20 protein-coding genes and 1 pseudogene are annotated in these 17786 nt (G+C 75.2%); 11 read left to right on the plus strand and 10 right to left on the minus strand.

The window, feature by feature from the left end:
* Positions 1–109: 109 nt before the first annotated feature.
* Positions 110–736: a CGNR zinc finger domain-containing protein gene (locus tag ACIP60_RS20020; RefSeq protein ID WP_400686226.1), complete on the minus strand. Its 627-nt coding sequence runs from the start codon at positions 734–736 to the stop codon at positions 110–112.
* A gap of 123 nt (positions 737–859) precedes the next feature.
* Here ACIP60_RS20020 and ACIP60_RS20025 point away from each other — a divergent pair, with 123 nt between their 5' ends.
* Both ACIP60_RS20025 and ACIP60_RS20030 read left to right on the plus strand, forming a co-directional pair.
* A complete protein-coding gene (locus ACIP60_RS20025) occupies positions 860–1606 on the plus strand; it encodes a metallophosphoesterase (protein ID WP_400686228.1) in 747 nt (248 codons plus the stop codon).
* A 16-nt stretch (positions 1607–1622) separates the two neighbouring features.
* The gene (locus ACIP60_RS20030; protein ID WP_400686230.1) at positions 1623–2222 is read left to right on the plus strand and encodes a LysE family translocator; all 600 of its coding nucleotides are present in this window, start codon (positions 1623–1625) and stop codon (positions 2220–2222) included.
* Between the two features lie 181 nt (positions 2223–2403).
* On the opposite strand, the gene ACIP60_RS20035 is transcribed toward ACIP60_RS20030, so the two are convergent.
* Positions 2404–3789 carry an FtsW/RodA/SpoVE family cell cycle protein gene (locus tag ACIP60_RS20035; protein WP_400686233.1) on the minus strand — a complete coding sequence of 462 codons (1386 nt, stop codon included), beginning with the start codon at positions 3787–3789 and terminating at the stop codon, positions 2404–2406.
* A gap of 156 nt (positions 3790–3945) precedes the next feature.
* On the opposite strand from ACIP60_RS20035, the gene ACIP60_RS20040 reads away from it, so the two are divergent.
* Positions 3946–4947 carry a cytochrome c oxidase assembly protein gene (locus ACIP60_RS20040; RefSeq protein WP_400686235.1) on the plus strand — a complete coding sequence of 334 codons (1002 nt, stop codon included), beginning with the start codon at positions 3946–3948 and terminating at the stop codon, positions 4945–4947.
* A 71-nt stretch (positions 4948–5018) separates the two neighbouring features.
* On the opposite strand, the gene ACIP60_RS20045 is transcribed toward ACIP60_RS20040, so the two are convergent.
* From ACIP60_RS20045 to ACIP60_RS20055, 3 genes are all read right to left on the minus strand, one after another.
* Complete coding sequence (locus tag ACIP60_RS20045) at positions 5019–5672, minus strand: endonuclease (protein ID WP_400686238.1); 654 nt, start codon at positions 5670–5672, stop codon at positions 5019–5021.
* A gap of 167 nt (positions 5673–5839) precedes the next feature.
* Positions 5840–6529 carry an HAD family hydrolase gene (locus ACIP60_RS20050; protein ID WP_400686241.1) on the minus strand — a complete coding sequence of 230 codons (690 nt, stop codon included), beginning with the start codon at positions 6527–6529 and terminating at the stop codon, positions 5840–5842.
* Positions 6530–6603: 74 nt separating this feature from the next.
* Complete coding sequence (locus ACIP60_RS20055) at positions 6604–7917, minus strand: ADP-ribosylglycohydrolase family protein (protein ID WP_400686244.1); 1314 nt, start codon at positions 7915–7917, stop codon at positions 6604–6606.
* A gap of 194 nt (positions 7918–8111) precedes the next feature.
* Here ACIP60_RS20055 and ACIP60_RS20060 point away from each other — a divergent pair, with 194 nt between their 5' ends.
* Positions 8112–8318 (plus strand): hypothetical protein, encoded by a 207-nt coding sequence (locus ACIP60_RS20060; protein ID WP_400686246.1) that lies wholly within the window; start codon positions 8112–8114, stop codon positions 8316–8318.
* Between the two features lie 29 nt (positions 8319–8347).
* Here ACIP60_RS20060 and ACIP60_RS20065 read toward each other — a convergent pair whose 3' ends face one another.
* The 3 genes from ACIP60_RS20065 to ACIP60_RS20075 form a co-directional block, all read right to left on the minus strand.
* Positions 8348–9091 carry an SOS response-associated peptidase gene (locus ACIP60_RS20065; protein WP_400686249.1) on the minus strand — a complete coding sequence of 248 codons (744 nt, stop codon included), beginning with the start codon at positions 9089–9091 and terminating at the stop codon, positions 8348–8350.
* Between the two features lie 83 nt (positions 9092–9174).
* Positions 9175–10146, minus strand: coding sequence for an aldo/keto reductase (locus ACIP60_RS20070; protein ID WP_400686252.1), 972 nt, complete (start codon positions 10144–10146; stop codon positions 9175–9177).
* Positions 10147–10223: 77 nt separating this feature from the next.
* A complete protein-coding gene (locus tag ACIP60_RS20075) occupies positions 10224–10448 on the minus strand; it encodes a hypothetical protein (RefSeq protein WP_400686255.1) in 225 nt (74 codons plus the stop codon).
* A gap of 142 nt (positions 10449–10590) precedes the next feature.
* Here ACIP60_RS20075 and ACIP60_RS20080 point away from each other — a divergent pair, with 142 nt between their 5' ends.
* Both ACIP60_RS20080 and ACIP60_RS20085 read left to right on the plus strand, forming a co-directional pair.
* Positions 10591–11268, plus strand: coding sequence for a (2Fe-2S)-binding protein (locus tag ACIP60_RS20080; RefSeq protein WP_400686258.1), 678 nt, complete (start codon positions 10591–10593; stop codon positions 11266–11268).
* Positions 11269–11401: 133 nt separating this feature from the next.
* Positions 11402–12058, plus strand: a complete 657-nt coding sequence (locus ACIP60_RS20085; RefSeq protein WP_400686261.1) for a TetR/AcrR family transcriptional regulator — start codon at positions 11402–11404, stop codon at positions 12056–12058.
* A gap of 24 nt (positions 12059–12082) precedes the next feature.
* On the opposite strand, the gene ACIP60_RS20090 is transcribed toward ACIP60_RS20085, so the two are convergent.
* Positions 12083–12883, minus strand: coding sequence for a helical backbone metal receptor (locus tag ACIP60_RS20090; RefSeq protein ID WP_400686264.1), 801 nt, complete (start codon positions 12881–12883; stop codon positions 12083–12085).
* A gap of 317 nt (positions 12884–13200) precedes the next feature.
* Between ACIP60_RS20090 and ACIP60_RS20095 the strand changes: the two genes are divergently transcribed.
* Both ACIP60_RS20095 and ACIP60_RS20100 read left to right on the plus strand, forming a co-directional pair.
* On the plus strand, positions 13201–13545 hold the full coding sequence (locus ACIP60_RS20095; protein WP_400686267.1) for a hypothetical protein: 345 nt from the start codon (positions 13201–13203) through the stop codon (positions 13543–13545).
* Positions 13546–13561: 16 nt separating this feature from the next.
* Positions 13562–13969: pseudogene (locus tag ACIP60_RS20100) on the plus strand (MerR family transcriptional regulator); the annotation flags it as partial.
* 84 nt (positions 13970–14053) lie between these two features.
* Here ACIP60_RS20100 and ACIP60_RS20105 read toward each other — a convergent pair.
* Complete coding sequence (locus ACIP60_RS20105; protein WP_400686270.1) at positions 14054–15010, minus strand: LuxR family transcriptional regulator; 957 nt, start codon at positions 15008–15010, stop codon at positions 14054–14056.
* 571 nt (positions 15011–15581) lie between these two features.
* Between ACIP60_RS20105 and ACIP60_RS20110 the strand changes: the two genes are divergently transcribed.
* The 3 genes from ACIP60_RS20110 to ACIP60_RS20120 all read left to right on the plus strand — a co-directional run bounded on the left by ACIP60_RS20110 (position 15582) and on the right by ACIP60_RS20120 (position 17734).
* Entirely contained in the window at positions 15582–15743 is a 162-nt protein-coding gene (locus tag ACIP60_RS20110) for a hypothetical protein (protein ID WP_158585356.1), read from the plus strand.
* Between the two features lie 402 nt (positions 15744–16145).
* Positions 16146–16589, plus strand: a complete 444-nt coding sequence (locus tag ACIP60_RS20115) for a hypothetical protein (RefSeq protein ID WP_400686274.1) — start codon at positions 16146–16148, stop codon at positions 16587–16589.
* A 260-nt stretch (positions 16590–16849) separates the two neighbouring features.
* Entirely contained in the window at positions 16850–17734 is an 885-nt protein-coding gene (locus ACIP60_RS20120) for a peptidoglycan-binding protein (protein WP_400686277.1), read from the plus strand.
* Positions 17735–17786: the final 52 nt, after the last annotated feature.

The raw sequence follows: 17786 nt of genomic DNA on the forward strand, positions 1-17786 counted from the left end.
CCGCGGGCCCGGGTGAACGCCCGGCCGGACCGTCCAGGACCACGTCCTGCGGCGCGCCCGGCCGGGCGTTCGCGCGCGACCGCGCGGAAGGCCGCGGGGCCCGGGCCGGTCAGTCCTGCGGGGCGGGGCCGGTGCGCCGGCGGTCGTAGTGCCGGGCGACCCGGGCCCGATTGCCGCAGGAGGTCTTGCACCACTCCTGGCGGCCGTGGCTCTTGACGAAGTACCGCACACAGCGCGGCGCCTGACAGGCCCGCAGCTGTTCCCGCTCGGGCCCGGCCAGGAACTCGATCACCGCGCGGGCCAGCGCGGCGAGCAGCCGGGCGCGGGCGTCCCCGGTGGAGGAGAGCGGACGAATCCGGGCCGGTGGCTCCCCCGCGTCCCAGCCGAGTTGCGGGGCGACCGGGTCGAGCGCGGCGGCGGCGTTCAGCCGTTCCAGTGCCCGGTCGGCGGGCATCAGCCGGTGCGCGTCGGCGCGGCTGGCGGGGCCGGGGCTGACGGCCCGGGCGAACAGGGCGCGGGCGGCGCGGCGCAGTTCGAGCACCTCGGCGTGCAAGTCGGCGTCCAGGTCGGGGAGTTCGGCCGGGCCGGTGAAGCGGGTGCCGTGTTCGGCCAGCCAGGCGGCCGCGTCGCCGGCCTCCGCCAGGTCGTCGAGCACGCCGCCGTTGCCGTCGTGGCGGACGGTGCCCACCAAGTCCAGTGCGGGCCACCCCTGCCGGGTGTCGCCCTCGTTCGCCATGCGTCCGCCTCCTCGCCCGTGCCGCCGGTGCACATTCTCCCTTGCCGCGCCGATCGCTCCTACCCTAAAGTCCCTAACGCCAAAGCGAAAGACAACCATTAGGCACCGGCGAAGGAGCCCCCCATGCCCCTGCTGTTGGCCCAGATCAGCGACCTCCACCTGGACGGCACCGAGCGCGCCACCGAACGCGCGGCCCGCGTCGTGCGGTACCTGCGCGGCCTGCCCCGGCCCGTCGACGCGCTGCTGGTCACCGGCGACATCGCCGACCACGGGACGGAGGACGAGTACCGGGAGGCGGCCGAACTGCTGGCGGACGCCCCCTTCCCGGTGCTGCACTGCCCGGGCAACCACGACGCCCGCCCCGCCTACCGCGAGGCCCTGCTCGGCGAGGAGCCGGACACCGCGCCGATCAACCGGGCGCACCTGGTCGGCGGCACCGCGATCCTGATGGTCGACTCGACCGTCCCCGGCCGGGACGAGGGCCTGCTGGAGTCGGCCACGCTCGGCTGGATCGACCGCACCCTCACCGAACTCCCGCCCGGAACACCGGCGTTGATCGCCTTCCACCAGCCGCCGGTGGCCCTGCACCACCCGGTGCCCGACTCCTGCCGGCTGCGGCGGCCCGAGGACCTCGCCGCGCTGCTCGACGACCACCCCGAGGTGGTCGCCGTCCTCACCGGGCACGCGCACACCGCCGCCGTCTCGACCTTCGCCGGACGGCCGCTGATCGTCGGGCCCGCCGTCACCTGGACGCTCCAACTGCCCTGGGAGACCGAGGACTTCATCGGGCGCGACCAGCCGCCCGCACTCGCCTACCACGTCCTGGACGAGGAGCGCCGGCTGACCACGCACTACCGCGTCGTGCTCTGACGGCCCGGCGCGCACCGTGGCCACCCCGCACGCCGTCGCCGGGTTCCTGATCGCCCTCCTCCCGCTGATCGCCACCCCCGGCGCGAGCCTGGCCCTGCTGATCCGGCAGACCACCGACCACGGCCGACGACGGGCGGTGCCCGTGGTCCTCGGCACCGTCGCCGGACTGGCCGTCCACGCGGGTCTGGCGATTGCCGGACTGGCCGGGCTGACCGCGCACCACCCCGGCGCGCTCACCGCCGTCCGGCTGGCCGGCGGCGGCTACCTGATCGGCCTGGCCGTCTGGACCTGGCGCTCCGCCGGCCGGCCGCCGGCCCGCCGACCGGGCCGCGGCGGCCCCGTCCTCGTCCAGGCCCTGCTGGCGAACGTCCTCAACCCGAAGGCCGCCTCGATCTACCTGACGCTCGTCCCGCAGTTCCTGGACGCCACCCGTCCGCTGACCGGCCAGGTCCTCACCCTGGCCGCCGCGCACGCCGCCCTGGTCGGCGGCTGGCTGTTCGGCTGGACCGCCCTGCTCGGCCGCGCCCGCCCGCACCCCCGCCTGCGCGCCTGGACCACCGGTGCCACCGCCGCCGTCCTGCTCGCCCTGGGCCTGCACGCGCTCGCCGGGGCCTGACGTCCGACCGCGGAACCCCGGCGGACCGGAACACGTCCACCGGCCCCGGCGGACGGGCCCGCGCGGCCCGGGGCCCTTCGGTCCAGTGACCGTTCGGTTCAGGGGCGGTTCGGTTCAGGGGCGGTTCGGTTCAGGGGCGGTCGGGACGCTCCTCCGGGGTGTGGCAGGCGCGGCGGTGGCGTCAGGGCGGGCCCGGTTGCAGTTCCGCCCGGCCCGCCGCGTCGGAGAGTTTGAGCAGGACGGCGGTGAGCAGCCAGTTCGCGGTGAGGGAGGAGCCGCCGGCGGCGAGGAAGGGGAGGGCCTTGCCGGTGAGCGGGATGAGGCCGGTGACGCCGCCGACGACGACGAAGACCTGGAGGGCGAGGGCGGCGGCCAGGCCGGTGGCGAGGAGTTTGCCGAAGGGGTCGGGCAGGGCGACGGCGGTGCGCAGGGCGCGCTGGACCAGCAGGCCGTAGAGGAGGAGGACGGCCATCGAGCCGGCCAGGCCGAGTTCTTCGCCGATGGTGGTGAAGATGAAGTCGCTGCGCCCGGCGAAGCCGATCAGGAAGGGGCGGCCCTGGCCGAGGCCGGTGCCGAGGACGCCGCCGGTGCCGAGGCCGAAGAGGGCCTGGGCGGGCTGCCGGGAGATCAGCGCCGGGTCGTGGACGGGTTCGTAGATGTCGAGCGGGTGCAGCCAGGCTTCGACCCGGCCGTGCACGTGCGGTTCGAGGTCGCCGACCACGGCCGCGCCGCCGACGGCCATCAGCAGGCCGATGACCACCCAGCCGGTGCGTTCGGTGGCGGTGTAGAGCATCACCACGAAGACGCCGAAGAAGATCAGCGAGGTGCCGAGGTCCCGTTCGAAGACCAGCACCAGCAGGCTGACCACCCAGATCGCCAGCACCGGACCGAGGTTGCGGCCGCGCGGCAGGTGCAGGCCCCACGCCTTGCGGCCGGTGAGCGCGAGGGCGTCCCGGTTGGCGGTCAGGTACCCGGCGAAGAAGACCGTGATGGCGACCTTGGCGAACTCGTCCGGTTCGAAGGAGAGTCCGCCGACCCGGATCCACCGCTTGGCGCCGAAGCTGTCGCCGGGGAAGAACGCGGGCGCGGCGAGCAGCACCAGCGCGCCCGTCATGATCAGGTAGACGTACTTCTGGAACAGCCGGTGGTGCCGGACCACGGCCAGCACGCCGACGGCCAGCAGCGCGGCGATCACCGTCCACTGCACCTGGGCGGGCGCGGCCGGGAGCTTCTGCCAGTCGCCCTTGTCGGGGTGCCAGAGCGCGTAGGAGCGGTCGAGGCGGTCGAGCAGGACGAGTCCGAAGCCGCTGAGCAGGACCGCGAGCGGCAGGATCAGCGGGTCCGCGTACGGGGCCCAGCGGCGGACGGCGAGGTGCAGCAGCAGGGCGAGGGCGCCGAGGCCCGCGCCGTAGGGCAGCAGGCCGGGCGGGACGGTGCCGCGCAGGGCCAGGCTCGCGGTGGTCCAGCCCGCCAGGCAGACGGCCACCGCGAGGAGCAGCAGGGTGAGTTCGCTGCGGCGGCGGTGTGCGGCGCGGCGGCGGCCGGCGCTGCGCGGGGCGGCGTTCACCCGGGCTCCCCCACTCGGTAGATTCTACAGTGGCGTAGATAGTGGAGCCGGGTCCGCGGTCGCGGGCCCGACCCTGCGACGACGCCCGGAACCCCGCCCCGGGTTCCACCGCCGGGCCCCGCCACCGGCACCGCCGCCCGAAGGAGGCCCCCCGGCATGACCCACCCCGCGGCCGTCGCGCCCTGGCACTGGTCGGCGCTGGCCGACACCTGGACCCTCGAACCGGCGGTCGCCGCCCTGTCCGTCCTGCTCGCGGCCGGCTACCTGGCCGGCGCCCGCCGCCACCGCACCGGCGGCTCCGGCCGCTGGCCCTGGTACCGCACCCTGGCGTTCCTGGGCGGCCTCGCGGTCTGGGTCTGGACCACCTGCTCCGGCCTCGGCGCGTACGAGCGGGTGCTGTTCACCGACCGCGCGGTGCAGCTGGTCCTGCTGCTGATGCTGGTGCCGATGCTGCTCGCCCTGGGCGCGCCCGTCTCGCTGCTGGCCGCCACCCTCCCGGCGGCGGGCCGCGAGCGGCTGCGGGCGGCGCTGTCCGGCCGGGTCTCCCGGGTGCTGATGTTCCCGCTGGTGTCCACCGTGCTGCTGGTCGCGCCGCCCTGGCTGCTGTACTTCACGCCGCTGTACGCCCGGACGCTGACCGACCCGGTCTGGAACACCGGCTTCCACCTGGTCCCGGTGCTGCTCGGCCTGCTCTACTTCTGGCCGCGCCTGCAACTGGACCCGGTCGCGCACCCGTACCCGCTGATGATCGGCGTGGTGATCACCTTCGTCGAGGTGGTCTTCGACGCGGCCCTCGCCCTGGTGCTGCTGTACGGCGGCCACGTGATCGCCGAGCCGTACTACGCGGGCCTGGCCCGCGACTGGGGGCCCACCCTCGCCCGCGACCAGTTCGTCGGCGGCAACGCGATCTGGATCCTCGGCGACCTGGTCGGCCTGCCCTTCCTGTGCGCGCTGATCCGCCGGATGATCGTCACCGGGCGCGCCGAGACGGCGGCGGTGGACGCCGCGCTGGACGCGGCGGAGGAGGCCCGGGCGGCGGCGGCCTCCGCTGCGGTCTCCCCGGCGGGCACCGCCCCGGGCGCTCCCGCGAGCGCTGCTGCCGGGGACCGGCCGTGGTGGCTGGACGACCCCAACCTCCGGCACCGCTACGGCGGTTGAGGCCCCGCACCCCCGTGTCGCCCCGCGCTGCCGCCCCGTGCTGTCGTCCCGCGCCGCCGCCCCGGTCCGGGCTACCCGACCGGCTCGCCGGCGTTCAGCACCCGTCCGGCGAACTCCGGGTCGAGGGCGACCCGGACCAGGGCGTCGGCCAGCCGGTGCAGTTCGGCCGGGTCGACCAGGGCGGCCAGCTCGGCCGGGTCGGTCGGGAGCCGGAGCAGTTCGGCGCCGGCCAGCACCCGGGCGTCCAGGGCCGGGCGCAGGTGCGGCCAGACCGCCTGCGCGTCGCGGCAGAACGCGGCGGCGCCGGCCGGGCCGATGCCGGGGAAGCGCTGGAGGAGGGCCCGGGTCCGTTCGGGGCGGTGCTGGGCGGCGACGGCGAGCTTGCGCAGGTCGCCGCCGTACTCATCCTGGGCCAGGCGGGCGCAGTCGTTGAGGCGGGTGGCGGTGCCCTCGGCGAAGTGGCGGTAGTGCCCGGCGATCAGCGCGTCCTTGCAGTGCTGCCGCCCCAACTCCAGGGTGCCGTAGGGCGTTCCGGCCCCGGCGGCGATCAGCGCGGCCGTGCCGGTGACGGCGATCGCGCCCTGGACGCGGGCCGACACCAGGTTGCTCAGCACCAGGAGCTGCCAGAGCGGTTCGGCCCGGTCCGCGAGCACGATGCCCGCCTGTTCCGGGTACGTGCCCCCGGCCGCCTCCACCAGCACCGCCACCCGTCGCCGCGTGTCCATTCCGGCCCTCCCGCCATTGATTCGCTGACGAACCGCCAGCCGTCGGGCCCGACGGTACGCGGCGGCGGCCCCGACCGGCCCGCAGCCACGCCGCGAACGCCCCGGTTCGGCCCGCGCCCGCCCACCGGGAAACGACGGGCGGACGGGACGGTCGGGGCTCCGGGGGCTCAGCCCAGCAGCGCGGCGACCTCGGCCAGCGAGTGCACCCGCGGCACGGCGCTCTCCTCGCCGCTCGGCTCGCGGTCCAGCCAGATGCCCAGCAGCCCGGCCTCGGTGGCGGCCTGCGCGTCCACGTCCAGGCGGTCGCCGACGTACGCGGTGCGCCCGGGGGCGACGCCGAGGGCGCGGCAGGCGAGGTGGAAGATCGCCGGGTCGGGCTTGGCGCAGCCCGCCTCGGCGGAGGCGGTGGTGTGCGGGACGAGCACGTCGAGGCCGACGGCGCGCAGCTTGCGCCGCTGAATGTCGCCCTCCCCGTTGGTGATCACGCCCGTCCGCCGCGACGCGCCCAACTCCCTTACCGCGCGCGGCACTTCCGGGTAGGCCCGCCAGGAGCGCTCGTAGCGCCGCAGGTAACCGGCGAACCAGGCGTCGGCCCGCTCGGCCGGCCACTCCCCCAGCCCGAGGTGCGCGGCCAGCCCGACGGCCCGGTTGCGGCGCTGCTGGTGGACGGTCGACTCGCCCGCCAGGTAGCGGTCGTACTCGACCCGTTCGAGGCGGCGCCAGAACCGCAGCACCTCGTCCCGGTCGAACTCCCGCCCGGGCAGCTCCGCCGCGACCCCGGCCAGCAGGGCCGCCTCGGCCGCCCCGTCGTGGTCCAGCAGCGTGCCGTCGAGGTCGAACAGCACCGCTTCGATCACCGCCCGCCTCCCGTCCTCGCCCCGTTTCACCCTACCGGCCGCTGACGTGCCGTCACCACCCGGCCACCGGGCGCTCACCTCGCGGTACCGGGCGCCCCGTCCGCCGGTTCCGCTTCCAGCTCCAGGAGGACGTCGAGCAGGTGGGCGGGGCCGGACCGGTGGGCCGGGTGGGCCTCGGTGCGGGCGGCGCGCGGGTGCCAGTGGCCGTCCGGGGCGGGGGCGAAGTCCAGGGCCCAGAGTTCGTGGCCGGTGTCGGCGCGGTGCAGGTGCAGGGTGCCGTCGGCGGTGTGGGTGAGCCACCGGGGGGTGCGCAGTCCGGCCCGGTAGCGGTGCCACTGCCGGTCGGACCAGCGCAGCGCGGGGACGGGGTGGGGGCGCGGTAGGCGCATCGGCGTCAGGTGGCCGGGGGCGGGGCGGACACCGCCGGGGGTGGGGAACGCCCAGTCCGGCAGCGGTTCGCGGGCGGCCAGCCAGGACGCGGGGATGCCCCCGGTGCCGGTCCGGGCGGCGACCACGCCACCGGTGATCGCGGCCACCGTGTCGACGTCCCCGCCCGCGTCGATCGCCGCCCGGAGCGCCGACGGGTAGTCGGTGAGCCAGTGGGCGGCGCACCACAGCGCGTAGGGGACGGTGTCGGCAGCGCTGGTGCGGCTGCCGTTGCCGAGCACGGCGGCGGCCGCCCGCGGGTCGGAGCGGTCGGTCAGCCCGGCGGCCTCCAGGACGCCCCGCCGCACGGCGCCGTGCGGGGTCAGGTCGGCGACCTCGCGCAGCAGGCGCTCCGGCGTGGTCGCCGTGGTGCGGGCCCGGACGGCGAGGGCGGCGGCGACGGCCACCGCGATCGCGCCGTCCACGGCCTGCGGGTGGGTGTGGGTGATCACGGCGGTGTCGGCGGCCGGACGGACGGCGGCGGCCGGGTCCTCCGCGTAGCAGGCGCCCAGCGGGGCCACCCGCATGGCCGCGCCGTTGCCGAACGAGCCCTGGCCGTCGAAGAGTTCGGCCGCCAGGCGGCGGGCGTCGCCGCCCTCCCGGACCAGCCGGAGCATCCGGTTGGCGGCCGGCCCGTAGCCGCGGTCGAAGTCGTGCCGGCGGGCGAAGGCGTGGGTGAGGTCGAAGGTGTCGATCGCGCCGCGCTCGCACTGGGCGGCGTACACCGAGCAGGCCATCTCGGTGTCGTCGGTCCACGGCCACGGGCCGGGCGGTGCGGTGCGGGCGTCCAGGTGCGCGCGGGCGACGGCCGGGACGAAGAACTGGGCGCCGAGCGCGTCACCGACGGACAGGCCCTGGAGCGCGTCGAACGCGGGGCCGTCGTGCGGGGACGGGCTGTGCGGGGAGGAGCCGGGCGGGAACGAGCCGGGCGGGGAGGCGTCGGGCGGAAAGGTGTCGGTCATACGTGTTCCACCGAACCGTGCGGGCGGGCGGGTGTCAAGCCCCGTCCCGTGACGGCTCGGTGGCTCGGCGGCTCAGTGCCTCAGTGCCACAGCGGCCCGGTGGAAAGGCCGGGCCGCCGGTCGCGCGTCGCCCGGCCGTGGCGGCGGTGGCCTGGGATGATCCAACCGTACGTCCCGGAACGGAAGGTGGCCCCATGGTCGGCACGGTTCTGATCGTCGTCCTGCTGCTCGCGCTCGGCGGCTGCACCTGCGTGGTGTGGGCCGCGCGCGGCGGCCCCGGCTGGGTGCGGGCCGTCGCCCGGGTCACCCTCGGCGTGGGCAGGATGATCCGGCGGACCGAGCGCAACCGGCGGCGGTACGGCATCACCAGCGGCCGGTCCGGTACCAGCAGCGGGGACTGACCCGGGCGCCGGCGGCCCCCGGCGGGGCGTCAGTCGGACAGGCCCAGCGGGTCCGGGGTGTCGGCCAGCAGCTCGGGCCCGTTCGCGGAGACCCGGTTGACGGCGGTCGGCACCGCCCGGACCAGGATGTCGCCGTCGGCGGGGCGGTGCAGCAGGTCGTGCAGGTCGGCCGGGTCGGTGCCGGCCGGGTCGAGCCAGCTGTCCAGGTCGTCCCGGTCGATGATCAGCGGCATCCGGTCGTGCACCCGGCCGGCCCGGTCGGTGGCGTCCGTGGTCAGGATGGTCGTCGTCGCCAGCCAGGCCGCCGGGTCGTCCTCGGGCAGGCTGGCGTCCCGCCAGAACTCGTACAGCCCGGCCATCAGCATCAGCCCGCCGGTGGACAGGAAGTAGGGCTGCTTGTACGCCTTGCGGCCGTCGGCGGCGGGCACCGGGCGCCACTCGTAGTAGCCGTCGGCCGGGATCACGCAGCGGCGCTTCGCGAAGGCCCGGCGGAACGAGGGCTTCTGGTCGACGGTCTCCGAGCGGGCGTTGATCAGCCGGGCCGCGCCCGACCGGTCCTTCGCCCAGGACGGCACCAACCCCCAGCGCAGCGTCCGCAGTTGGCGGACCACCTCGCCGGTCTCGGGGTCCACCCGCTCCAGCACGGCGGAGACCGGCTGGGTCGGGGCCACGTTCCAGTTCGGCGCCAGGGCCTCGGTCGGGTCCCAGCTCGCCACGTCGAGCAGGGGGACCAGGTCGGCGGGATCGGTGGTGGAGACGAAACGACCGCACATGCGTCCCACCCTGCCACCGAACCCCGACAACCGCACGCGTCGGCGCCGGGCGCCGGGCCCCGGGAGTGCCTCGCGGGAGTGCCTCAGGAGTAGAAGTTGCGCTCCCAGCGGTGCCCGGCCAGCACCTTCAGCTGGCGCTCGTCCAGCGGCACCCCGTCGGCCACCGCCGCGTTGCGCTCCACGTGGCGCACCGTGCGCATGCCGGGGATCACCGTCGAGACGGCGGGCGCGCCGAGCACGAACCGCAGCGCCGTCTCGGCGAGCCGGTCCGGCTCGATGCCCAGGTCGGCGGTGATCGCCGCGACCCGCCGGGCCACCTGCGCGGGCCGGTCGTCGCGGAAGTACCGCCGCCGGAAGTCGCCCTCCGGGAAGGTGGTGTCGGCGGTGATCCGGCCGGTCAGCCCGCCCTCGTCCAGCGCGACCCGGACGATCACCCCGACGCCGTGCTCCTCGCAGGCCGGGAACAGCTCGTCCAGCGGCGACTGGTCGAACACGTTGAAGATCACCTGCACCGCGTCCACCTCCCCGCTGCGCACCAACTCGACCGCGCTGTGCGGCTCGTGGTCGTTGATCGAGACGCCGAACAGGCCGATCAGGCCCTCCCGCTTCAGCTCCCGCACGGTCTCCAGCCAGTCGCCCCGGCCCAGCCACTCGTCGCTCCACACGTGGAACTGGAGCAGGTCGAACCGCTCCAGCCCGCTGACCGCCAGCGAGGTCTCCAGGCTCTGCCGGATGTGCGCCCCCGGGAAGGTCTCCGCCGGGTCCACCCCGGCTCGGGCCGGCCACTGCCCGTTCAGCGGCGGCACCTTGGTCGCCACCCGCACCCGCTCGCCGTTGGCCGCCCGCTCCCGCACCACCCGGCCGACCAGCCGCTCGCTCTCCCCGTACCCCCGGGCCGTGTCGACGAAGTTCACCCCCAGGTCGACCGCCCGGTGCAGGGCCGCCAGCGAGTCCTCCTCCCGGGCGCCCACCCAGCTGGACGCCCCGATCCCCCACGCCCCGTAACCGACCTCCGAGACCTGCACGCCGCTGCGCCCGAGTTCGCGGTACCGCATCCGTTCTCTCCCTCACCGGTGAGCCGACCGTTCCGGGACGGGACCCTAGGCGCCGGGGCCATGCGGACGCCAGGGGGTCACCCGGGCTGCTGGGTGCCGTTCGTCGGCGCGGGTGCCTGCTGCGGCTGGTACTGGTGCTGGTGGACGCCGCCGTTGACCTTGCCCTGGATCGTGATGCCGCTGAACGTGCCGCCGTTGATCACGTTGTGCAGGGTGTCGCCGCTCAGCGAGGCCTCGGCCCGGCCGTGCCAGCGCTCCAGCGCCACCAGCTCGGCCTCGCCGCTGCTGGCCGAGGCGGCCACCGCGTGCTGGAACGGCCGGCGGACCAGTGCGGTCAGCCCGTTCCGGCCCTGCTTGCCGAACTCCCCGCCCGCGTCGGGCGGCTTGCCACACTACACTCCGCGATGTGCCCCTCACCTGCGATCCGCCGACGTCGTCCCGACCGTGACGGCCACCGATCCGCGCGCCGCGCTCGGCCCGTACTTCGCCGTCCGCACCGACGCGTCCCCGCCGCCCGGCTTCCGGCCGCTGCCCGAACTGTCCGCAGCGGACGGCCCGTTGGCGGCGCGGATCGCCGAGGTGGGCCGGGTGCTGGGGACGGGCGAGCCGCGGGTGGCGGCGTCGACGGCGCACCTGGGGCTGGCAGCGCGGCTGTGGTCGGTGGCGCTCGGGGCGGCGCTGGCGACGGGGCGGGTGCCGGAGCTGGGCGGGGCGTGGTTCGCGCTGCCGCCGCAGGGGCCGTTCGACCTGTGGCTGCCGTCCGCGCCCGGCCGGGAGGCCACCGCCGAGGCGCTGGAGGCGACGGTGCTGACGGGCCGACTGGCACCGCTCGCGGGGGCCGTGCGCGCCGTCACCCCGCTCGCCCCGGGCCTGCTCGCGGGCAACGCCGCCTCCGCGCTGGTCGGTGCGGCCCGCCAGGCGGCGACCGTCCCGGCCTTCCGCGCCCCGGCCGCCGCGCTGGCCCGCGCCCTGCTGGCCCGCCCGGCGCTCGCAGCCACCGGGACGGTCTCCCCGCCCGGGCGTCCGCTGGCCTTCCGTCGGGCCTCGTGCTGCCTGTACTACCGCACCCCGTCCGGCGGCCTCTGCGGCGACTGCGTGTTCACCCGGGCGCCCCGCCGCTGAGCCCCGCTCCGGGCGGGCCGGGCCCGTGAACCCGGGATCGGCGGGTAGCAGGCAGGGTGAGGGCAGTGGGTGACGCATCGCACGAGGGGGCGGCGGGGCAGTGGCGGGGGAAGCGGCCAAGGCAGGGACAGGGGTGGCGGAGCCGGGCGGCAACCGGCGCGGTCGGCGTTCGAAGGAGGAGATCCTCGACGCGACGGCCCGCGTGATGGCCCTGCGGGGCTACGCCGCCACCACCATCTCGACCATCACCGCCGAGACCGGGCTGCCCCGGAGCGCGATCTACCACCACTTCCGTTCCAAGGGCGGCCTGCTCTCCGCCGTGATGGCGCGCGGCGCCCGCGACTTCTTCGCCGCCATGCGCACCGCCCACCGCGATCCCCCCGAGGGCGGCAGCCACCGCGAACGGATGGCCTGGTACCTGGACCGGACCGCCGAAGTCCTCGCCGCCCAGCCCGACTTCATGCGGCTGCACTTCCTGCTGCTGCTGAGCGACGAGGCCACCGAGGCCGAGGTCGCGGAGATGAACCGGCGGGTGCGCGACGAGGCCCGCGCCCACATCCGGGCGATGATCTCCGCCGTCTTCGCCGACCAGGGCCCCGAGACCGCCCGGGCGGTCGCCGAGGAACTCGACCACTTCACCCTCGCCGGCTTCGACGGCGCCTTCCTCACCTCCCAGGCCGACCCGGAACGCACCGTCGCCACCCAGACGGCCCGCCTCGCCGACGCCCTCGTCGCCCTCGGCGAGGCGTCTGCCGCGCGCCGCAAGGGGCTTTCCCCGCAGTTGAGTTGACCCTCCGTCGGGGCGTTCGGGCGGTCAGGGGTGGCGGCGGTCGGCGAGCTGGGCGGCGAGGACGGCCGGGGCCTGGGCGAGCGAGGGGCCGTACCAGGTGAGGTGGCGGCCGTCGAGGAGGGCGTACGGGAGGCCCGGGAAGGCGTCCGGCCCGTCGGTGGCGGTGAAGCGGTAGGGCTCGTCCGGCAGGAGCAGCAACTCGGGCTCCAGGGCGTGGAGTTCGGCGAGCGGGAGGCGCGGGTAGCGGTCGGGGGCGCCGGGGCGGTCGGGGTCGTCGGCCGGGAGCAGGTCGACGCCGAGGCGGCGGAGCAGATCGGCGGCGAAGGTGTCCCGGCCGAGGACCATCCAGGGGCGGCGCCAGATCGGGGCGACGGCCCGCACGGCGCGGGCGGGCGGCTCGAAGGACCATGCCTGCCGGGCGGCCACCAGCCAGTCGGGGCAGGGGAGTTGGAGGACGTCCACGAGCAGCCGGTGGAGCGAGGCGAGGGCCTGGTCGAGGTCGCGGACGCGGGTGGTCCACACCGGGAGTCCGGCGGCGCGCAGCGCGGCCAGGTCGGGGGCGCGGTTCTCCTCCTCGTTGGCGATCACCAGGTCGGGGCGGAGCGCGCAGATCGCCTCCACCGAGGGGTTCTTGGTGCCGCCGATCCGGGCGACGTCCAGCCCGGCGGGGTGGGTGCACCAGTCGGTGGCGCCGACCAGCAGGCCGGGGGCGCTGACGGCGACGGCCTCGGTGAGCGAGGGGACGAGGGAGACCACCCGCCGGAGCCCGGGCGGCAGCCGTACGTCGTCGCCCTCGTCGTCCGTCAACCGCCGCGCCGCGTCCATGCGGGACACGCTACTGAATTCGGCGGCCAATGACGCATTTTTCACGAATTCGGAATGTCCGGGCGCCCGGATTTTCCCGACATCACGCCGGAATCGGATTCGCCCGCCGCCACCACCGCACGAAGAACCCCGCGAACCCCGGGTGTACGGAACGGGAACAGGCCGGGCGCATTTCCGGTTCGGGGCCACGGTTCGGGCCCGCGATTCGGGGACGACCGCTGCACGGCCGCCCGAGCCGCGGTCGCATCCGGTGCCCGGGTACGGGTTTACCGTCGAAGGCGTCCCCGCTCGGGGACCTGGTGGCGGGAGCGGGCGAGATGAGCGGGAGGGGTGGTCCGGACCGGGTGCCGGCCTCGTGCGCGCTGCCCGTGGCGGAGCGGCCGCTGCGGGCGACGGAGTGGGACGCACTGTTCGCCGAACGGCTGGAGCGGGTCTCGCGGCCGGAGCCGTTGCGGCTGCGCCTGGTGCTGCGCGGCGGCGAGGGCGTCGAGGAGCGGGTGCGGGAGCCGGCCGGACGGGAGGGCGGCTGCTGCTCGTCCTTCGCCTTCGACGTCGCGGCCGACGGGGGCGCGATGGTGCTCGGCATCGCGGTCGGCGCGGCGCACGCGGCGGTCCTGGCGGCGCTGGAGCGCCGGGTGGCGGCGGCCGGGAGGGCGCGGTGAGCGGACCGCGCAGGTCGCCCGGGCGGCCGGGGTGAACGCCCGGACCCTGCGCTCCCACGAGCGCCGCGGCCTGCTGCCGGAGCCCGACCGCTCCCCGGGCGGCCACCGCCGTTACGACGGGCGGGCCGTGACCGTGCTGCGGGTCGTCAAGGCCGCCCAGCGCCTCGGCTTCTCCCTGGAGGAGGTCGCTGAGCTGCTGGAGACCGGCCGCCACCGCCACGGCCGTCCCGTTCCCGGGCTCCAGGAGCGCGCCCGGCGCAAGCCGGCCGAGGTCGAGCGGAGGATCGCCGACCCGGCCGCCGTCCGCGGAGTCCTCACCGCGGCCCTGGACGCCGGTTGCGACGACCTCACCCGGTGCGCCGGGACCCCGGGCTGCCCCGTTCCCTTCACCGGCCCCGCCACGGCGGACGGCGCGCCCCGGTAGTGCCCGGTAGTGCCCGGTAGTGCCCGGTAGTGCCCGCCCGGTAGTGCCCCGGGGCACAGCCGCTGCGGGGCGGCCGCCGCGAGGTCAGAGCCAGTCGTTCCGGACGGCCTGGGCCCCCGCCTGGAAGCGGCTCTCGGCGCCCAGCCGGTTCATCAGGTCCTGCATCATCCGGCGCACCGTCCGCAGGGACAGGCCCAGCTTGCGGCCGGCGGACTCGTCGGTGTGGCCGTGGCCCAGCAGTTCCAGCAGGGCGCGCTCGGACCCGGTGAGGTCCTGGCCGTCGCGGGGGGCGGGCTGCCCGAAGTCGGTTCCGCTGCGCCAGAGTTCGTCGAACAGCGCGCACAGCGGCTGGATCAGGGCCGCCCCGTGCAGCTCCAGCGCGCCGCGGCGGCCGTCACTGGGGTCGATCGGCACCAGGGCGATGCTGCGGTCGACGATCACCAGCCGGATCGGCAGGAGCGGCACGGTGCGCGTCAGGCCGCCCAACTCGGCCAACCACCGGGCATACCGCAGGGTGTCGGGGTCGTTGCGGAAGCTGTCCTGGAAGATGCTGCGAATGACCACTCCGCGTTCCAGCGCCAGCTGATTGGGGTGCTTGCCGGCCTGGATGGAATCGGGACGAACTGCTCCCCCCCGCATCAGGGAGAGGCATTCCCGGGTCGCGGTCGCCGCGAGTTCCTCCAGGCGGTCGCGGACGGCGTCGAGGGATTCCAGCCGCAGGACCTGCTCGTCGTCGGGCCGCCGGTCGACGTACTCGGCGGAGAGGGCGGCGATCTCGGACCGGGCGCTCTCCAACTGCTGCTGGCGGAACAGCAGTTGATTCTGGTTTCGGGCGAGTAGCCTGGTCAGCCCGACCTCCGGGCTGACGGCCCGTAGCGCGTGGGAGCCGCCCGCGGGCCGAAGCAGCGTCAGTTCCAGCAGCTCGTCCAGTGCTTCACGCACCTGTGCTTCCGTCAGGCGCAGGCTCGTGGCGATCCGCTCGACCCCCGCGTCCGGCTCGGCCAGCAGGGCCCTGTAGACGCCCTCCGTCAGGGCGTTCAATCCCAGTACTTGCAACACCGCGACACCCTCCCCGTATCGATGATCATCATCGGTGCACGGCGGCCGGGGACGCAATGCTTTCGCAGGCGAAATGATCTGGCACTTAGATGCCGAGTGACTTGATGCCACTTCTGTAGTCGTGACATCGCCTTCCGTAGGCGGCAAGCTCTTCCTCGTCAGCGGAAAACGCCGCAAAAACCGGGACGAGTTCCGCGAACCACTCACTGACACAGCAACCACTCACGGGTACAGCATGGGTACGAAACAGGAGAGAACAGTCGTGGCTCACTCGATACGCATCGTATGCACCGGTCTGATCGCCGCATTCACCGTCGGTCTGGTCTCCGTCGCCGCGGACGGCCTCGCCGCCGATCACTCGGCCGTCCGACACTCCGTCACCGCCTCGGGCTTCGACTGGGATTCCGCTCCTGCTTCACCCCCCGCACAGAGTTGACCGGACCTCGTGCAGTTGGTCGCGGTGACTCTCGTCCGTTCCGATCCGGCGCCCTCGCAACTGACGGCTGAAGCGGTCACCGACCTGATCTGGGTCCACAGCCGGCACGAAGACCGAGTGGAACACATCCGCACCCGCGTCGACCTCAACTGCTACCGCATCGCCGCCGCGATCATCGCGGACACCCCGGACGCGGCGACCATGAACCTGCGCCACGTCTGCGAACGCGCTCTGCAGCAAGCGCCGGCCCTGCGCGGCTGGTGCCTCGCCCTCACCTGAGCCTCCGCCGAGAGCTCGACCGGGGCCTCCACCGAGAGCCCCACCGAGAGCCCTACCGAGGGCCACACCCGGACTTCCACGCAGACCTCCAGGGACCGAGCCCGCGGCTCTCCCGGCCGCACGAGGCCGTCCCGCCCGGAGGTCGAGCACCACCTGCCCGCCGCCGCCGTCCGAACACCTCGGCCCGGCCCGGCACATGACGTCCAGTCGGGAAGAGACGACCCCGACCGCGACAGCCCCCGATGGCCGACGCAGCGGTCGTCCCAGGCTCCCTCGGCCCCGCCCGCCGGTCTCCGCACGCCCCGAGCGGCCCGGCCCGCCCCCGGCGGAACCCGCTCCGGCGCCCCGGCGACGGCCGAGACACCTCCTCCCTTCCCCTTTCCCGAAAGAAGGCTCCTCGCCATGCGCGTCCTCGCCAAGATCGCCACCGCCGCGGCCATCGCCGTGCCGATGCTCGTCGCCATCCCCGGAGCGGCCAACGCCGCGGCCACCCCGTCCGGTTGTTCCAGCGTCACCCAGATCGGCAGCACCGCCTACCTCAACGTCGGCGGACAGACGATGGCGTCGGTGAAGCAGTACAAGGGCTGCGGGAAGAACTACTCCTACCTGTACGTGTGGGAGGGCTACCGCAACACCCACAGCAGCTGGGACGTGTGCACGGCCATCGTCACCGGCGGCGGGCACGACGTCCAGGACCCCCGGTGCGGCCACAACTCCGTGGAGCTGTGGTCCTTCGGCGCCGCGACCCTGGCGGAGTGCACCCAGGGCCTGGGCTGGACGGGCTACGGCCCCATCCCCTACCCCAACGACGGCGACATCGCGGTCAAGACCGACGTCCGCTGCTGACCGTCCCACCCGCGGCGACCGCCGTGGCACCGGCTCCCGGAACACCGGCGACCGTGACGGCCGTGACGGTCGCAACAGTCCTGACAGCCGTGACGACCGCACCGGCCGGCCGCACCGACCAACGGTGCCGCTGAGCGCCGCCCCGGCCGGGAGCCCCTTCGACTGAACCCCCGCCCGCCCGCTGCCCGCTGCCCGACACCGGGACGGGAGTAGGGCCGGGGTCGAGATCCATCCTCCACCGAACCAGAAGGAACCATCGCATGGCATCCGCCATCAAGACCCGCAAGACCGCCGCCCGACTGCTCACGGCCGCCGCCGTCCTGAGCGGCCTGGTACTGAGCGCCGCCCAGGCCAACGCGGCGACCCCGACGCCCCGTACCGAGGCGGCGGCGGCCACCGCGCTGCCGACGGTGAACATGGAGGCCACCGTGCTGGCCGCCCAGATCGACCCCCGGCGCGCCGACAACACGCTGACCCCGGGCGCCAAGGACTCGGTCCTGGCCGTCGAGCGGGCCCTGCAGGCCCGCGGCCTCCTCGACGCCAAGTGGGTGGACGGCTACTTCGGCACCACCACCATCACCGCCTACGCCGCCTACCAGCGCTCCCTCGGCTACACCGGCCTGGCCGCCAACGGTCTGCCCGGCACCACCTCCCTCACCACGCTCGGGCAGGGCCGGTACACCGTCACCCAGCAGATCGGCCCCGGCGCCCACGTGCAGCGGAACGGCTACACCATCGACACCCGCACCCAGAACATGCTGACCGAGGCCGAACGCCTCCTGGGCTACAAGCTCACCCTGGACCAGGGCTCCTACAACCCCGGCGGCGACCCCACCTCGGCCGGCACCCACGACGGCGGCGGTGTCGTGGACATCAACGTCGACGGCATGACCAGCGCCACCCGCACCGCCGTCGCCAAGGCCCTGCGCCAGGTCGGGTTCGCCGCCTGGGTCCGCAACCCCAACCAGGGCGACTGGCCGTGGCACATCCACGCCGCCGCGATCAACGACACCGACCTGTCCACGCAGGCCCAGAACCAGACCGGTGACTACTACCTCGGCCTCAACGGCCTGGCCAACCACGCCGCCGACGACGGCCCCCACGTCCCGATCCAGACCTGGGAGGAGTACCAGCGCACGCACTGACCGCGCGGTACCTCCCGAGCACGACCCACGCACGGCCCGAGCACGACCCAGG

The sequence above is a fragment of the Kitasatospora sp. NPDC088783 genome (assembly GCF_044750705.1).
Classification (GTDB): domain Bacteria; phylum Actinomycetota; class Actinomycetes; order Streptomycetales; family Streptomycetaceae; genus Kitasatospora; species Kitasatospora fiedleri.

Bases quoted from the DNA above. Each gene is read 5' to 3' on its own strand.
- ACIP60_RS20020 (WP_400686226.1), bottom strand. From the start codon at position 736: ATGGCGAACGAGGGCGACACCCGGCAGGGGTGGCCCGCACTGGACTTG.
- ACIP60_RS20025 (WP_400686228.1), top strand. From the start codon at position 860: ATGCCCCTGCTGTTGGCCCAGATCAGCGACCTCCACCTGGACGGCACC.
- ACIP60_RS20040 (WP_400686235.1), top strand. From the start codon at position 3,946: ATGACCCACCCCGCGGCCGTCGCGCCCTGGCACTGGTCGGCGCTGGCC.
- ACIP60_RS20045 (WP_400686238.1), bottom strand. From the start codon at position 5,672: ATGGACACGCGGCGACGGGTGGCGGTGCTGGTGGAGGCGGCCGGGGGC.
- ACIP60_RS20055 (WP_400686244.1), bottom strand. From the start codon at position 7,917: ATGACCGACACCTTTCCGCCCGACGCCTCCCCGCCCGGCTCGTTCCCG.
- ACIP60_RS20060 (WP_400686246.1), top strand. From the start codon at position 8,112: ATGGTCGGCACGGTTCTGATCGTCGTCCTGCTGCTCGCGCTCGGCGGC.
- ACIP60_RS20065 (WP_400686249.1), bottom strand. From the start codon at position 9,091: ATGTGCGGTCGTTTCGTCTCCACCACCGATCCCGCCGACCTGGTCCCC.
- ACIP60_RS20070 (WP_400686252.1), bottom strand. From the start codon at position 10,146: ATGCGGTACCGCGAACTCGGGCGCAGCGGCGTGCAGGTCTCGGAGGTC.
- ACIP60_RS20090 (WP_400686264.1), bottom strand. From the start codon at position 12,883: ATGGACGCGGCGCGGCGGTTGACGGACGACGAGGGCGACGACGTACGG.
- ACIP60_RS20095 (WP_400686267.1), top strand. From the start codon at position 13,201: ATGAGCGGGAGGGGTGGTCCGGACCGGGTGCCGGCCTCGTGCGCGCTG.
- ACIP60_RS20115 (WP_400686274.1), top strand. From the start codon at position 16,146: ATGCGCGTCCTCGCCAAGATCGCCACCGCCGCGGCCATCGCCGTGCCG.
- ACIP60_RS20120 (WP_400686277.1), top strand. From the start codon at position 16,850: ATGGCATCCGCCATCAAGACCCGCAAGACCGCCGCCCGACTGCTCACG.